This is a genomic window from Bradyrhizobium sp. 155, assembly GCF_023101105.1.
GTDB lineage: Bacteria > Pseudomonadota > Alphaproteobacteria > Rhizobiales > Xanthobacteraceae > Bradyrhizobium > Bradyrhizobium canariense_D.
The window spans coordinates 1,734,410-1,749,051 of record NZ_CP064704.1 but is presented as its reverse complement, the minus strand read 5'-3'; the positions used below and the strand labels follow the sequence as shown (position 1 = coordinate 1,749,051).

The window sequence follows — 14,642 nt, the reverse complement described above, 5'->3', positions numbered from 1 at the left end:
TCATCGCTAGTTTGCAGATCATGGGATGTTCATTCGCGGATCGAGCGCATCGCGCAGGCCGTCGCCGAGGAAGTTGAAGCTCGTCACGGCAAGCGTGATGGCGAGGCCCGGCGCGATCGCAAGCCAGGGCGCACTGGTGAGATAGATCTGCGCGTTGTTGAGCATGTTACCGAGGCTCGCGGCCGGCGGCTGAATGCCGTAACCGAGATAGCTGAGATAGGATTCCAGCAGAATTGCCTTGGCGACGTTCAGCGTCGCCGCCACCACGATCGGCGCAATCGCATTGGGCACGAGCTCGCGGAACATGATCCGCAGGTTCGACGAGCCGAACGCGAGTGCAGCAACCGCAAACTCGCGTTCCCGCAGCGAACGCACCTGGGCCTCGACGACGCGGGCCACCCACATCCAGGCGGTTGCCGCGATCAGCACGGTGGTGGTGACGAAGCCGGGCTCGATGAGCGCCGCGAGCGCAAGCAGCAGGAAGATGGTCGGAAAGCAGAGCATGGCATCGACGAGCCGCATCAGCACCGCGCCGACCACGCCGCCATAGAAGCCGGCGAAGGCCCCGACGACGATGCCCACCGCCATCGCCATCACCATCGCGACGAAGCCGATCGACAGCGAGACGCGCGCGCCCATCATCAGCCGCGCCAGCACGTCGCGGCCGAGTTCGTCGGTGCCGAGGATGTGCGCGCCCGACAGCGGCGGTGCGAACCGCTTCATGATATCGATGTAGGTGTCGTCGAACGGCAGGAGGTACGGGCCGAATGCCGAACCGAGAACAAGGGCGAGAATGATCACCGCGCCTGCAAGCGCAAGCCGGTGCCGACGAAATCGCCGCCACGCGGCCTGGCCGGGTGCGGGTTGAGCGCTGGACAAGTCTACGGTCGTCATCCCTAGCCCACCCGGATGCGCGGATCGACGACGGCATAGAGGATGTCGGCCAGCAGCGACCCGATCAGCACCATGATCGCCGAGAACATCAGAATGCCCATCACCACGGGATAGTCGCGATATCCGATGGAATCGAGGAACAGCCGGCCCATGCCCGGCCAGGTGAACACGGTCTCGGCGACCAGCGCACCACCGAGCAGCGTCGGAAACTGAAGGCCGCCCACCGTGATCATCGGCAGCAGCGCGTTACGCAAGGCGTGAACCGTAAGGATTCGCCATTCCGGCATGCCCTTGGCGCGCGCGGTGCGAATGTAGTCCTGGTTGATGACTTCGAGCATCGAGGAGCGCATGAAGCGGCCCCACATCGCGGTCTCCACCAGCGCCAGCACCAGCGCCGGCGCAATGAGATGATGGAGCAGATCGAGCAGGGAGCCATCGCCGACGGTCTGCCGGTTGCCGGCCGGCAGCCAGCCGAGCTTCACCGAGAACACATAGATGGTGACGAGGCCGAACCAGAAGGTCGGGATCGACAATGCGATCATGGCGCCGACGGTTGCGAGCGAATCGAACAGCGAATAGCGGCGCAGCGCACCGAGTACGCCAATCCAGCAGCCGAGCAGCACCGCGATGATGGTCGCAGTCGCCATCAGTTCCAGCGTGGCGCCGAGATGCGACGAGATCACCGCCAGCACCGCCTCGCCGTCACGATACGAGCGGCCCCAATCGCCCCTCAGCATCCGGCCGAACCAATCGAGATACTGGATCGGCAGCGAACGATCGAGGCCGAGTTGCCGCGTGACGCGGTCGAGATCCTCCTGCGTCATCTGCGCGGACGCCGCGAATTGCGAGAGCGGACCGCCGGGCGCCAGATGCAGGATGGCGAAGCCGATCGCGGACACGATCACCAGCAGCATGATCGCCTGCGCCAGGCGATTGGCGACGTAACGGGCCATCTCAGGCGATCTCGCGCGCCTGAACCATCAGGCCCAATACCATTCGCGAATGTTCCAGCAGTTGATCGACATGTTGATGTTGGGACGGAAGCCTTGCAGCCCTTCCTTCACACCTTCGGCGATGAAGCCCTGGAACAGCGGCAGGATCGCGAGGTCGTCGCGGATGAGCTTTTGCAGAGCGCCATAGGTCGTCTTGCGCTGCGCCAGATCGAACTGCTTGGCACCTTCGGCGAGAAGCCGATCCGCCTCCGGGTTGCGATACTGATAGGTGTTGTAGCCGCGGCCACCTTTGGCAGGAATGGCGCCGGAGCCGAAGCGGGGCGTCACGTCGGGGTCGCTGCCGAGCATGAAATTCACTCCCACGATCACCGAATTGAATTTCGATTGCTGCCAGAAGTCGCCCCAGATCACGGCGGCCGGCATGTTGTTGACGCGCATCGCGGCACCGATCGCGCGCCAGTCCTGGATCAGCAGCTGCTGGGTCTGCTCACGCACCGCATTGCCCGACGTCGTTGAATTGGTGAATTCGAGCTTGACGCCGCCTTTCTCGCGCACGCCGCCGGCGCCGCGGACCCAACCGGCCGCATCGAGCAGCGTGTTGGCCTTGGCCGGATCGTATTTGTGCTGCGGCAGTCCCTGCTGGAACGACCAGGCCTGTTGCGGCACGAAGCTTTCGGTCTGCGTCGGCAAGCCGTAGTTCAGCGCGTCGATGATCGCCTGCTTGTTGATCGCGAGATACAGCGCCTCGCGCACCGTGCGGTCCGCCAACGCGCCGAACTCCAGATTGGGCGCGATGTGCTCCACCGACGACGTGGATGAGACGAAGATCTTGCGGCCCTTCAGCGTCTTCGCTTCCTGCACGAAGTTCGGCAGAATGCCTTGCAGGCCGGTGTAATCGACCTGGCCGGTGCGGAACTGGGTGTAGAGCACGGTCAGGTCTGGAATGTATTTGAACACCACGCGCTCAACGTAGGGTCCCTTGGCGTGATAGGCGGTATGGGCATTCAACTGAATGTGGTCGCCCGGCACGCGCTCGCCCCAGCGGAACGGTCCGGTGCCGACAGGCGCATTGTGGAACGGCGAGGCGTTCGGATCGGTCACCTTCTCCAGGATGTGCTTGGGCACGATGAAGGTCAGCGATCCCAGGATCGACATATAGGGCGAATAGGGAGCTTCCATGCGCCAGTGAATCTCGTCGGGCGCGACGATCTTGATGTCCTTGACGAGACTATGGCCGACGCGGCTGCGCGCGCGAAAATCGGGGTTGTTGATCAGCTCAAGCGAGAACTTCACGTCCTCGGCCGTGAACGGCGTGCCGTCGTGCCATTTCACGTCGCTGCGGAGCTTGATCTTCCAGGTCAGGCCGTCGGCCGAGAGGCCGCCATTCTCGACCGTCGGGACTTCGCGGGCGAGGTCGGGAACGAACTTGCCGTCGGGATCGATGAACCAGAGCGGCGAGAACACCTGCCACCAGATGCCCTGATCGACTTCGATGCCCGGCATCAGGGGATGAAAGACCGTCGGCTCCTGCGACAGCGCCGCGATCACCTGTCCGCGCGGCTTGTCCGGCGGATTGGTCGGGCGTTCTGTCTGCGCAAATGCGTTGCCCGATAGCGTCCATCCCGCCGCGGCGCCGGCCCCGAGCTGAAAGATCTGACGGCGATTCGGATTGCCGAGATGCAGTGCCCCAACGCCGAACTTCCCGGTGTCGTCCGCCATGACCACTCTCCGTTGTCGCACGCGGCACCGTCTCCCGGGCCCCGAGACCCCGGCAAAGGGACAGGAATGGGCTTTAGTGCTTCTAAATTTTCTATCAAAAGTTCATCACGACTAAATACAGCTGTCAATCATATTGCTAGGATGCGCGACCTTTTCACTCCGACTGAAGCTCCGGAACGTCATTGTCCGGGCTGAGATGATGCATGGGAGAGCGACATGGATGGTCGCGGCGAGATCAACGATCCGAAGGATGCCCCGCCGACCGAAGCCGACGATGCCGTCGACCAGCGCCTCGGCGAGACCGTGCGGCTGCTGCGGCAGCGCGCGGGCCTGTCGATCCAGGACGTCGCCAAGAAGACCGGCCTCTCCAACGGCATGATCAGCCAGCTCGAACGCGCGCGCGCCATGCCGTCGATACGCACGCTGCGCCTGCTCAGCATCGCGCTCGACGTTCCCATCTCCTATTTCTTCGAGACCACCGATCCCGCCGACGTGCAGCGCTATATCGTGCGCAAGAACGGCCGGCGCCTGCTGCGGCTCACCGCCAGCGGCGTCGTCAAGGAAGCGCTGACGCCGGCAGACAAAGGCCAGCTCGAATTCTACGAGCTCACGCTCAATCCCGGCGCCTCGTCCGGCACCGACTTCCTGCAGCACACCGGCGAGAAGGCGGGCTACATCCTTTCAGGCAGCCTGCGGCTGTGGCTCGACAACCAGGCCCATCTGCTCGACGCCGGCGACAGCTTTCGCTTTCCGAGCATCGTGCCGCACATGTTCGACAACCCGACCCAGCAGACGGCCCGCGTGATCTGGGTGACGACGCTGCGCCAGACCGATTCGCCGGCAGGTTGAAAGCGCCGCCAGCCCGGCACCACCGCAAATTGCCCCTCGACGCTGCCGCGCGGAATCTGTAGCTCACATCTGTAGCTCACGTGGAGCCGGTCATTGACAGGGCGGACACGAGGGTCTGCCACTGACGCGTTGGTGTGAGACCATGAAACTCAGGCGGCTTCTGACACTCGCGATGGCCGCGCAGGTCATCGTGACCGCGGCGGCTCTCCTCGTCTCCTATGCCGCGACCGGAACCGGGTTCGGCATTGCCCAGATCGTCGCCATGCTCGCAAGCGGCGCCATTGCGGTCCTGCTCGCTCGTCTGTGCACGCGCGCGATCGAAACGGCGCAGGAAAAACGGGCCGCCGCGCTACTGACCGAGCAGGCGCGGGCCAGCGCACAGATGACGCAAGCGGTCATCAAGACCGCGCTCGATGCCTTCGTTCAGACCGACCAGAACGGCATCGTGCTGGAATGGAGCCTTCAGGCCGAGGCCCTGACGGGATGGACGCACAAGGAGGCGCTCGGCACGGACGTCGTCAATCTCCTCATCGCCGAGCCGCTGCGCGACGGCTTCAGGCAACGCATGATGCGGCTGCTGCCGGAATTGTCGGATACGCCAATCGGCATCCGGTTCGAAGCGACCCTGCTGCACCGGGACGGCGACGAGATCCTGATCGAGGCCTCCAGCACGGCGCTCCACATCGGGGGGCGCACCCTCATCAACAATTTCGTCAAGGATGTCACCCAGAAGCGCGCCGCCGAGGAGCAGCTGATCCAGGCCCAGAAGATGGAGGCGATCGGTCAGCTCACCGGCGGCATTGCGCACGAATTCAACAACATGCTCACCGTGATCACGGGCACGATCGAGATCCTCGCCGACGCCGTGAAGGATAATCCGCCGCTCGCGACCATCACCAAGCTGATCAGCGACGCCGCCGATCGCGGCGCCGCGCTGACGTCGAGCCTGTTGTCCTTTGCCCGCAAGCAGGCGCTCAAGCCGGCCGAGAGCGACATCAACGAGCTGCTCGAAGAGCTCGCAAAGCTGCTGCTGGCAACCTTCGACAAGAAGATCGAGATCGTGACCCGGCTCGACGGCAACATTTGGCTCGCCCTCGTCGATCGCGGCCAATTGAGCTCGGCGCTTCTCAACCTCGCGATCAACGCCCGCGACGCGATGCTGGACGGCGGCAGACTGACGTTGACGACGCGCAACGTCGTGTTCGGCGTCCGCGAGGCCGTGGCGGTCGGGGCCGGCTATGCCGGCGACTATGTCGAGATCGAGATAGGCGATACCGGCACTGGCATTCCGCCGGCCATTCTGGAGCGGATCTTCGATCCCTTCTTCTCGACCAAGGACATCGGGAAGGGCACCGGGCTCGGGCTCAGCATGGTGTTCGGATTCATCAAGCAGTCCGGTGGCGGAATCAAGGTCGCTTCCGAAGAAGGACGCGGCACGACTTTCACGATCTATCTGCCGAAGGCGGAGGCGAGCACGCTTCGCCCCACCGGCTATGACGAGCGCAAGGTCGTGGGCGGGACGGAAACCATTCTTTGTGTCGAGGACGACCGCGACGTCCGCCAGTACGTCACGGTTCAGCTCGAAAGCCTCGGCTACAAGGTCATCCCGGCCGCCAATGCAGCCGAGGCACTGGCCATCGCGGCCGAAGGCACGCCCTTCGACCTGCTTTTCACCGACATCGTGATGGCCGGCAGCTTGAACGGACGAGAGCTCGCCGACGAGATGGTGGCATCGCGCCCCTCGCTGCGGGTGCTCTTCACGTCGGGCTATGCCTACGACGCCCCGCATGCGCAGGGGCGCGCCACCAAGGGCGCACCGCTTCTGACAAAGCCCTACCGCAAGGCCGAGCTCGCGCGCATGCTGCGCCGCTCTCTCGACACCGCTGTCGACGACGCGGGCGATCCGATCCCGACGCCCTATTCCGTGCAGGCCGATCTCGAAGGCTTTCTGCGCAGGCAGGCGGCTGAACGCGATGGCGCGACAAGGTCGCGGAAGACCTAGGCCATCCGCTGCGAATTCCAACGCGGGTGGCATGGTTGAATGGTCAATCAACGACAAGCTAAAAGACTGCGACGATCAGTATTGCTGGGGCGATGTTACTCAGGCGACGACGTTCAAATGATGCCGCGTCTTCGCGCCGCGCGCTCCCCAACCGACATCGGGAAGCCGCCGGCGCATCAGCTCATCTTCCGCCGCAGCGTCGCTGACGGCGTCTCGCCGAATTTTTCGCGATAGGCGCCGGCCATGCGGCCGAGATGGGTGAAGCCGAGATCGAAGGCGATCTCGGTGATCGAAGTGTCCAGCTCGGCTTGCGTGAGCCGGGTGTGGAGATTGGCGAGGCGCATGTCGAGCAGCATCTGCGAGATCGACACGCCGAAATGACGGCGGAAACCGAGCTGTAGCGCGCGGATGCCGATCCCGGACTCACAGGCGAGGTGCGCAACGTCGAGCGGCTCGCAGGCATTCGCCGCGAGGCAGTCCCGCGCAGTGTGCAGCGCGCGCGGCAGACGCTCGCCCTGGCCCGAGAACGTTCTGATCGCGTCGGACAGGCCGTGCCGCTGGCCGTCGAGGAGGTAATGAAGCAGCGCCTCGCGCCAGCCCGCGGTCGCGACCGGTGAAAGCCTGCCGGACGGTCCGAGACCTTCGGCGAGCATCATCAGCTCGACGAGCTTCGCCGCGAGGCCGCGCGCGGCCGGCACGTTCAGGTCGAGCGTAGGGTCGAACTCGACCGCGCCGGTCGCCCTGCCCGACAATGCCGCTGCGCGCTGCTCGACCATGCGGCGGTCGAGCAGCAGGATCGCTTGCGCCGACTCGGTCCAGATCATCCGGGTCGGGATGGTCGGCGACAACAGCGACGCCGTCCGTTCCGGCGCTGTGTCGAGTTCGCGGGTACCTGCGCGGATACGGGCCGTGCCGGCGAGCGGGATCTGCACCAGGAAGAAGCGGTCGAGGCAGCCGGGATCGATGGTGACGGATCCGCCATAGGCGACATAGTTGATGGAAAAGCCGTCGAAGGCGGCACAATTGTGCCTGGCCGAGAAGCCCGACCTCCGCATCGGCGTCAGATCATGCGGGCAGAAGATGCGCCCGACCTGCTCGGCCGCCTCGTCGGCGTCGTCGGTGGTGACGCGGGCGAAAGCCGCGAGCCTTTCGGCCGCGGATCGAGGCGTGCTCATTTCCAGCTCGGCTGCGGACATCGCCGACCACGCTTGGCATCACGGAATATTTTAAACCTATAATAGTTCCCCGTCCCCGGAAAGAGCCCTGTCGCAAAAACGTCGTGCCGCACGGCACAGGACGTGTCCGGATTGGTTTAGCGGATAGACAGCAGCCCGCGCCTGACCGAAGCTCCACCCTCGTCGGGATCCACGATGGAGGCGAGCCATGACTGCACTCGAGAAGGGCATTACCGCGAACGGCACGGGCTATGGCGGCAAGACCTGGAATATTCTGGGCCAGGTCTATTTTCCCAAGGCCGTCACCGATTCCACCTTTGCCTTCGAGACCAACAGCGAGCCGGGCCAGTTCGTGCCAGTGCACATCCATCCGACCCAGGACGAATTCATCCTGGTGCAGGAGGGCACGCTCGACCTCAAGCTCGACGGCAAATGGGTCAAGGCCAACGCCGGCGATCTCGTGCGCCTGCCGCGCGGCATCCCGCACGGCTATTTCAACAAGTCCGACAAGCCGGCCCGCGCGCTGTTCTGGGTCTCGCCGATGCAGAAGCTGGAGGCGCTGTTCAACCAGCTCCACAATCTGGCCGACCCCGCCGAGGTCGTGCGCATCTCGGCCCTGCACGAGGTCGACTTCCTGCCGCCTGAAGCCAACGACTAGGCGGCCGCCCCACTCCCATTTCTGTTTCGTCGCAGGTCCAGCGGCCGCGCAGCGCGGCCGAACGCGGCCTGCTGTGCCCAGAACATTCGAGCTCGCGAGCAATCCCATGGTCAACCCAAAGCATGTCTGCGTGATCGGCGCCGGCGTCTCCGGCCTTGCCGCCGCAAAGGCGTTCTCGACCCGCGGTCACCGGGTCACCATCATTGAACGCAGCGCCGATCTCGCCGGCGTCTGGGAGCCGGCGCGCTCCTATCCGGAGGTGCAGACCCAGAGCCCGAAGGAGCTCTACCGCTACACCGACCGCGCCATGCCCGAAGCCTATCCGGAATGGCCGACCGGATCGCAAGTCCACGCCTACCTCGCCAACTACGCACGAATTTTTGGCCTCGACCGTATGCTGCGTTTCAACACCAGCGTGTCGGGCATGGCGCGACGCGCCGACGGCAGACCAGGCTGGACGCTCGCGCTCTCGGACAAGAGCGGCGCCAGCACAGCTGAGGATTTCGACTTCGTCGCGGTCTGCACCGGACAGTTCAACGAGCCGCGGGAGCTGCACTGCCCAGGCGAAGACGGCTTTCTAGCACAGGGCGGGCAGATCCTGCATTCATCGAAATACAACGATCCTCAAGTGGTGAAAGGACGGCGCGTCGTCGTGCTCGGCGGATCGAAATCGGCAACCGACATCGCGGTGAACGCCGTGAAAGCGGGCGCGCGTGAGGTGACGATCGTGATGCGCGAGCCGGTCTGGCGCATTCCTTATTTCATCGGCGGTCTCGTGAACTTCAAGCGCATCCTCTACATCCGTGCGCAGGAGGAGATGTTTCCGGGCTGGGGCATCGGCGCGATGTCGCGCCTTGCGCATCGCATCGCAGCACCGTTCGTCTGGGCAAACTGGCGCGGGCTGGAAAGCCTGTTGAAGGCGCAGCTCAAGCTGAAGCAATGCAACATGGTGCCGAAGGAGCGGATCGAGGACGGAGTCAACTGCTCGGTGCCGATCGCAACACCCGGCTTCCATCCGATGGTAGCCGACGGCCGCATCAAGGCCGTGTTCGGCAGCTTCGATCATTACGACGGTGACACCATCGTGATGAGCGGCGGCGAGCGCGTGGCGGCCGATGTCGCGGTGCTCGCGATCGGCTACAAGCTCGGCGTGCCATTCCTGCCCGCCGCGTACCAGGCAAAACTGGTCGATGCGGATGGGCAGTACCGGCTCTATCGCCTGATCGCCAATCCCGACCTGCCGGAGCTCGGTTTCGTCGGTTTCAACTCCTCGTTCTGCACCGTGCTCTGCGCCGACCTCGCCGCCAACTGGCTGGTCCGTTACGCCGACGGACAGCTCGCACGCCAGCCGACCGCGCAACAGATGCGCGACAACATCGAGATGATGCTGCACTTCAAGCGGGTCGAACGGCCGGCTGCGGGCGTCTATGGCGGCCTCTGCGTCGCGCCCTATCACTACCGTCACTTCGACGAGCTGATGGCCGACATCGGCGCCAAGGAGCAGAAGCGCGGCGGGCTCGCGGGCCACTTCCGGCCGCCGGACGCGGACGCCTATGCGCGGTTTCTCGCCTCCGTGCCGGATTACCAAGCGGCGTGAGGCCGCGAATTCGGGCCGAGTGGGATTTGCCGCTCGCCAGCCCTCGCCTCCGATGCTTACGATCCCCTTGGCCATCGAATCGACAGGCCCAGGGAACCGGCCATGAGAGCACGACATCGCGCCGCCGCAGTCATAACGGCGCTTGGGCTGATCCTTGCGACCTTCGTCCCGAGCCTGGCGCAAACGCTCACGGCCAGGCAATCGGAGGCGGTTGCGACCTACGAGCGTGCGCTCGGCGATTTCAAAGCGATTCTCTCCGAGCGGCGCCGCCAGATCGACGCCAAACAGCCGCTGCCGAACCTGCCGGGCCAGGCGCTCTATCTGGCACGCGTCGCCGTGATCAGTGCTTACAAGGATCTCACCGACGTCATGCCGTCGCGGACCGGCAGGCCCAACAAGTTCGAGATCCCGCCGGCCTATTTCGATGCCGACATCGAACCGCTGGTGGACGAATACTCAAAGCTGTTCGAGATCATGGAAGCGCCGCCGGCCGGCGCGCAGAACTCGGCGACACCGTTCAAGGACGTGGTGGATCTCGCGGTCGCGATCGCACGCGCCAAGGGGTTGGCGCCTGACCACGCCGAAGCCGCGGGCCGGATCAGTCTGGGGCTGTTCTTCGCCGAGACCAACGGCAAGCAGAACGTCCGCAACGGGCGCTCGAACACCTATATGGGCAGCTTCCAGACCGGCCCGTCCGAGGACCGCAACGGCCATAGGAAATGGGACGCCATCAAGGGCGAGATCGCGGCCGCCGATCCCGGGTTGAGCGCGCGCGACGACAAGGAGGAGGCGCGGGCCCGCGGCACCGATCATCGCTTCAATCACTGGACCAACGTGCGCGACGGCCTGATGAACGCGCATGCGGATATTTTCCGGGAGATCCCAGGAATCGTGAAGACGCTGCCCGACCCGATCGACCAAATGAAGCTGTTCGAGCTGATCCAGATCGTTCCCACGCCGACGCGGGCGGCGCTCAGGTCCGGCGATCTCCTGAACTACAGGGTGTCCAGTCCGACGATCATGAAGCACCTGCGCAACAACAGCATCTTCGCATTCGGACAGGCCGACCGGGCGCGCACCTCGGCAAGCTTCCGGGAAATCCTTGGCGCGATGTGGCTGTTCAAGCGGAAGTTCGAGAAGGCGATGGCGAAATACGCGGAGATCAAGCCACGCTGAGGGGCCTCGCCGCGTGGCACGCGACTGAGAGGCTAGCTCCCGCCTTGTAGCCGTCCGTCGGCGTCTTCAAAGGCAAACGCTCGCCACCTGGTCATTGCGTCCTGCGCCCGGTGCATTTAGCTTCTCCGGACAAGAACAAATCTCGGGGGGACATATGACAGCCGCTCTTCGCAAGCGCACGCGCCGTGCCGCATGTGCTTTGATCTCAACATCCCTGGCGGGCCTCGCCAATTTCGCCGCGCACGCCGAGATCGTCGTCACGGCCAATGACGGCAAGATGGTGCTCGAGAACGGCAGCGCCCTGGTGCGCAAGCAACCACTGCCGGACACGGTGAGCGTCATCGACTTCACCGACGGTGCCTTGAAACTTCTAGGCGAGGTGCCCGCCCCGGCCAGCGTCGTCGGACCGCCGCCGAGCGTGGCAATTGCGCCGGATGGCGCGTTCGCCCTCGTTACCGGCGCGATGAAGCTCGATCCCGCGGATCCGACCAAGACGGTGCCCGACGACAAGCTTTCGGTCATCGACCTGAAATCCACGCCGCCCAAAGTACTGGCGACCTTGCAAGCCGGCGCGGGCGCTGCCGGCGTTTCGATCAACCGCGCGGGCACGCTGGCGCTGGTTGCGAACCGCAGCGAAGGAACGGTCTCGGTCTTCACCATCAGCGGGGGCACGCTTGCGCCCGTCGGCAAGATCCAGCTCGGCGACGCCAAATCAGGCCCCAGCCACGCGGTCTTTTCCCATGACGGCGCGACCGCGCTGGTCACGCGCGACGGAGACAGCGAGATCTCGCTTCTGACTGTGGACGGGAGCAAGGTCGAGTACGCCAAGCGCGATCTCTCCGCGGGCATCCGCCCCTACGACATCGATGTCACCGGCAGCGCCGCCGCCATCGTCGGCAATGTCGGCGCCAGCAGCGGCGACAACGACTCGATCAGCCTGATCGACATGACGGCGAAACCGATCCGCGTCGTCACGACAGTCACCGTCGGGCAGACGCCGGAAGCCGTGAAGATGTCCCCGGACGGCAACTACGTGGCCGTGACCGTCATGAACGGTTCGAACAAGCCGTCGGCGTCGCCGTTCTTCAACGATTTCGGCCTGCTCAAGGTCTACAAGATTTCGGGCACTGACCTTACGCCGGTGACGGAAGCGAAGATCGGCCATTGGTGCCAGGGCATGGTGTGGTCCAAGGAGTCCAAATATGTCGTGGCCCAGTGCATGGTCGAAAACGAGCTGATCGCCTTCTCGTTCGATGGCAAGGCGCTGAACAAGACATCCACGCTCAAGATGCAAGTGAGCCCCGCGGGCATCCGCACCGCGGAGCCGTAGGGCCGGAGCGCGGCGCAGTCATCCTGCGCCGCCGTCCTATTCGGTGCGGATCGGCGCGTCCTTCAGGCCATTGCTGTCGTAGGCCTTGCGCAAGGTGCCATTCGTCACCGCCTCGTTCATGAATTTGGTGACGAAGGTCAGCGCTTGGGGGTGGCCGAGCGGTACAGCGACCGCCGTGACGGTCTTCTTGAAGGTCTCGTCGAGCACGCGCGTGCCCGGGATCTTCTGCGCCATCTTGTTGAGCTGGTCGCGCGACAGCGCAAACGCATCGATCTGGCCGCTGCTGAGGAGGCCGAAGATCTCGTCATAGGTCTGATAGCCCGTGACCTTCGCATTCTTCAGATGCGCGGCCGCGCCGCGCATCGTGGTCGTGGCGTTCACGGCCGCGACCTTGATGCCCACCTGATCGAGCGTGGCGAAATTGGTGACGTTCGAGCCTGATTTGACGATGTAGGTGGCGTCCGCGACCTCGTAGATCGGGCCGAACATCATCCTGCTCTCGCGCTCAGGATCTTTGGGCAACCAGGTGACGTCCCAGTTGCCGTTCGATGCCGCGTCAGTGATCTGCCCTGAATTCTGGTACACGACATATTCAACGGGCACGCCGAGTTGCCCGGCCATCTCCCTGCCGAGATCGACCGGCACGCCGGCATAGCCGTCTCCGGTCTTGGTGGACCAGAACGCGCCGCCAGCCAGGCTGATCGCAATCGCGACCCGCAGCTTGCCGGTCGGTGCGATCTCGTCCTTAAGTCCATCGCCTAGCGCGGGCATGACGACCGCCGCTGCGAGAATGAGGCCGGCAAGGACCGACTTAAGGACCGACGTGGGCATGTCATGATCTCCCGACCTTTTCTTCTTGTATTCTTCTCTTGTTCGTCCCGACCGCTTCGCGCGCCGTCGCTCGGCCTGTGACATAATTCTGGTCGATCGGGTGCGCGATGAAAAGCGGTTTGTGATGGCAAAACTGCCAAAGGCCACAGCGCGGTCCGCAGCGCAAGGCCGACGACTGCCATGGCTATGGTGTTCCACGTCCGGGCATTTGTTGGTAGCCTCCCGCCTCGACAGACAGCAACCGGGGGCCACCGAATGACCTGCGCGAATCCCGCATCTCCCGCACGGCGCAACGAAGCGTGGAGACATGTCGGGCAGGCACTGGCCGCCGCGATGGCCGTGGCCGCGCTCGCCGGCTGCGAGGACAAGAACAGTTTCGTCGCTCCGCCGCCGCCCAAGGTGGACGTCGCCGCGCCTGTGCAGCGCCCGGTGACCCGTTATGTCGAGGCCACCGGCAACACCGCGCCGATCAAGAATGTCGATCTCGTCGCGCGCGTGCAGGGATTCCTGCAATCGATCGACTACCAGGACGGCGCCTTCGTCAAGCAGGGCACCCAGCTGTTCACGATCGAGCCCGAGACCTACAAGCTCAAGCTCGACCAGGCGCGGGCGGCCGAGGCCGGCGCGCAGGCCTCAGTCCGGCAGGCGGAAGCCGACTACAAACGGCAGGCTGAGCTGGTGCAGCGCCAGGCCGTCTCGCAGGCCACGCTCGACACCTCGACATCGACGCGCGATAACGCGCAGGCCAATCTCCAGCAGGCCGAGGCCAACACCAAGCTCGCCCAGGTCAACTACGGCTACACCAACGTGACCGCGCCTTTCGACGGCATCGTCAGCGCTCACATGGTCTCGGTCGGCGAACTCGTCGGCGTCTCCTCTCCAACTCAACTCGCGTCCATCGTCGCGATGGACCCGATCTATGTGAATTTCACCGTCAACGAGCAGGACGTGCTGCGCATCCGTGCCGAGGCCGCCCGCCGCGGGCTCACCGCCGCAGACATGAAGCAATTTCCGATTCAAGTCGGTTTGCAGACCGAGGCCGGTTATCCGCATGAGGGCAAGCTTGACTATGTCGCCCCGACCCTCACCCAGTCGACGGGCACGCTCGCAGTGCGGGGCCTTGTCCCCAACGACAAGCGGGTGCTGCTGCCCGGCTATTTCGTCCGCGTTCGCGTGCCCTTCACTCAGGAGAAGGACGCCCTGCTCGTGCCCGACACCGCGCTCGGCAGCGATCAGGGCGGCCGCTATCTCCTCGTCGTCAATGGCGACAACGTTGTCGAGCAGCGCAAGGTGCAGATCGGTCCCGTGGACAACGGCTTGCGCGTGATCGAAAGCGGCTTGAAGCCGGAGGACCGCGTGGTGACCGCGGGACTGCTGCGGGTGATTCCGGGCCAGAAGATCGACCCGCAGGTGACGAAGATCGAGCAGCCGCAGGCGTCTGCCAAGTAAGATCTGCAA

At 64.5% G+C, this 14,642-nt stretch carries 12 protein-coding genes; 7 read left to right on the top strand and 5 right to left on the bottom strand.

Translation table 11 applies throughout. From position 1 onward, the window contains the following. Positions 1–18 precede the first annotated feature (18 nt). Genes IVA93_RS08500 through IVA93_RS08490 form a run of 3 tightly spaced genes read right to left on the bottom strand, consistent with a single transcriptional unit; the run spans position 19 to position 3,566 of the window. Entirely contained in the window at positions 19–894 is an 876-nt protein-coding gene (locus IVA93_RS08500) for an ABC transporter permease (protein WP_026232671.1), read from the bottom strand. A gap of 2 nt (positions 895–896) precedes the next feature. Continuing rightward, positions 897–1,847 carry an ABC transporter permease gene (locus IVA93_RS08495; protein WP_018454102.1) on the bottom strand — a complete coding sequence of 317 codons (951 nt, stop codon included), beginning with the start codon at positions 1,845–1,847 and terminating at the stop codon, positions 897–899. A gap of 27 nt (positions 1,848–1,874) precedes the next feature. After that, the gene (locus IVA93_RS08490; RefSeq protein WP_018454101.1) at positions 1,875–3,566 is read right to left on the bottom strand and encodes a peptide ABC transporter substrate-binding protein; all 1,692 of its coding nucleotides are present in this window, start codon (positions 3,564–3,566) and stop codon (positions 1,875–1,877) included. 216 nt (positions 3,567–3,782) lie between these two features. Here IVA93_RS08490 and IVA93_RS08485 point away from each other — a divergent pair, with 216 nt between their 5' ends. Then, positions 3,783–4,415: a cupin domain-containing protein gene (locus IVA93_RS08485; protein WP_018454100.1), complete on the top strand. Its 633-nt coding sequence runs from the start codon at positions 3,783–3,785 to the stop codon at positions 4,413–4,415. Between the two features lie 142 nt (positions 4,416–4,557). Beyond that, positions 4,558–6,417: an ATP-binding protein gene (locus IVA93_RS08480; protein ID WP_039798950.1), complete on the top strand. Its 1,860-nt coding sequence runs from the start codon at positions 4,558–4,560 to the stop codon at positions 6,415–6,417. Positions 6,418–6,593: 176 nt separating this feature from the next. Here the strand turns inward: IVA93_RS08480 and IVA93_RS08475 are convergent, their stop codons facing one another. After that, complete coding sequence (locus IVA93_RS08475; protein ID WP_018454098.1) at positions 6,594–7,613, bottom strand: AraC family transcriptional regulator; 1,020 nt, start codon at positions 7,611–7,613, stop codon at positions 6,594–6,596. Positions 7,614–7,800: 187 nt separating this feature from the next. On the opposite strand from IVA93_RS08475, the gene IVA93_RS08470 reads away from it, so the two are divergent. From IVA93_RS08470 to IVA93_RS08455, 4 genes are all read left to right on the top strand, one after another. Further along, a complete protein-coding gene (locus tag IVA93_RS08470; RefSeq protein WP_018454097.1) occupies positions 7,801–8,250 on the top strand; it encodes a cupin domain-containing protein in 450 nt (149 codons plus the stop codon). Positions 8,251–8,356: 106 nt separating this feature from the next. Continuing rightward, positions 8,357–9,847: a flavin-containing monooxygenase gene (locus IVA93_RS08465; RefSeq protein ID WP_247789746.1), complete on the top strand. Its 1,491-nt coding sequence runs from the start codon at positions 8,357–8,359 to the stop codon at positions 9,845–9,847. A gap of 102 nt (positions 9,848–9,949) precedes the next feature. After that, positions 9,950–11,023, top strand: a complete 1,074-nt coding sequence (locus IVA93_RS08460) for a hypothetical protein (protein WP_018454095.1) — start codon at positions 9,950–9,952, stop codon at positions 11,021–11,023. A gap of 154 nt (positions 11,024–11,177) precedes the next feature. Continuing rightward, complete coding sequence (locus IVA93_RS08455; protein ID WP_018454094.1) at positions 11,178–12,353, top strand: YncE family protein; 1,176 nt, start codon at positions 11,178–11,180, stop codon at positions 12,351–12,353. Between the two features lie 36 nt (positions 12,354–12,389). On the opposite strand, the gene IVA93_RS08450 is transcribed toward IVA93_RS08455, so the two are convergent. Beyond that, positions 12,390–13,184, bottom strand: coding sequence for an ABC transporter substrate-binding protein (locus tag IVA93_RS08450; protein WP_018454093.1), 795 nt, complete (start codon positions 13,182–13,184; stop codon positions 12,390–12,392). 255 nt (positions 13,185–13,439) lie between these two features. Between IVA93_RS08450 and IVA93_RS08445 the strand changes: the two genes are divergently transcribed. After that, a complete protein-coding gene (locus IVA93_RS08445) occupies positions 13,440–14,633 on the top strand; it encodes an efflux RND transporter periplasmic adaptor subunit (RefSeq protein WP_085385343.1) in 1,194 nt (397 codons plus the stop codon). The last annotated feature ends 9 nt before the right edge of the window (positions 14,634–14,642 follow it).

Excerpts from the sequence above, each read along its gene's own strand:
- IVA93_RS08495 (WP_018454102.1), bottom strand. The coding sequence starts at position 1,847 with ATGGCCCGTTACGTCGCCAATCGCCTGGCGCAGGCGATCATGCTGCTG.
- IVA93_RS08465 (WP_247789746.1), top strand. The coding sequence starts at position 8,357 with ATGGTCAACCCAAAGCATGTCTGCGTGATCGGCGCCGGCGTCTCCGGC.
- IVA93_RS08445 (WP_085385343.1), top strand. The coding sequence starts at position 13,440 with ATGACCTGCGCGAATCCCGCATCTCCCGCACGGCGCAACGAAGCGTGG.
- IVA93_RS08450 (WP_018454093.1), bottom strand. The coding sequence starts at position 13,184 with ATGCCCACGTCGGTCCTTAAGTCGGTCCTTGCCGGCCTCATTCTCGCA.
- IVA93_RS08500 (WP_026232671.1), bottom strand. The coding sequence starts at position 894 with ATGACGACCGTAGACTTGTCCAGCGCTCAACCCGCACCCGGCCAGGCC.
- IVA93_RS08475 (WP_018454098.1), bottom strand. The coding sequence starts at position 7,613 with ATGTCCGCAGCCGAGCTGGAAATGAGCACGCCTCGATCCGCGGCCGAA.
- IVA93_RS08455 (WP_018454094.1), top strand. The coding sequence starts at position 11,178 with ATGACAGCCGCTCTTCGCAAGCGCACGCGCCGTGCCGCATGTGCTTTG.
- IVA93_RS08470 (WP_018454097.1), top strand. The coding sequence starts at position 7,801 with ATGACTGCACTCGAGAAGGGCATTACCGCGAACGGCACGGGCTATGGC.
- IVA93_RS08460 (WP_018454095.1), top strand. The coding sequence starts at position 9,950 with ATGAGAGCACGACATCGCGCCGCCGCAGTCATAACGGCGCTTGGGCTG.
- IVA93_RS08490 (WP_018454101.1), bottom strand. The coding sequence starts at position 3,566 with ATGGCGGACGACACCGGGAAGTTCGGCGTTGGGGCACTGCATCTCGGC.
- IVA93_RS08485 (WP_018454100.1), top strand. The coding sequence starts at position 3,783 with ATGGATGGTCGCGGCGAGATCAACGATCCGAAGGATGCCCCGCCGACC.
- IVA93_RS08480 (WP_039798950.1), top strand. The coding sequence starts at position 4,558 with ATGAAACTCAGGCGGCTTCTGACACTCGCGATGGCCGCGCAGGTCATC.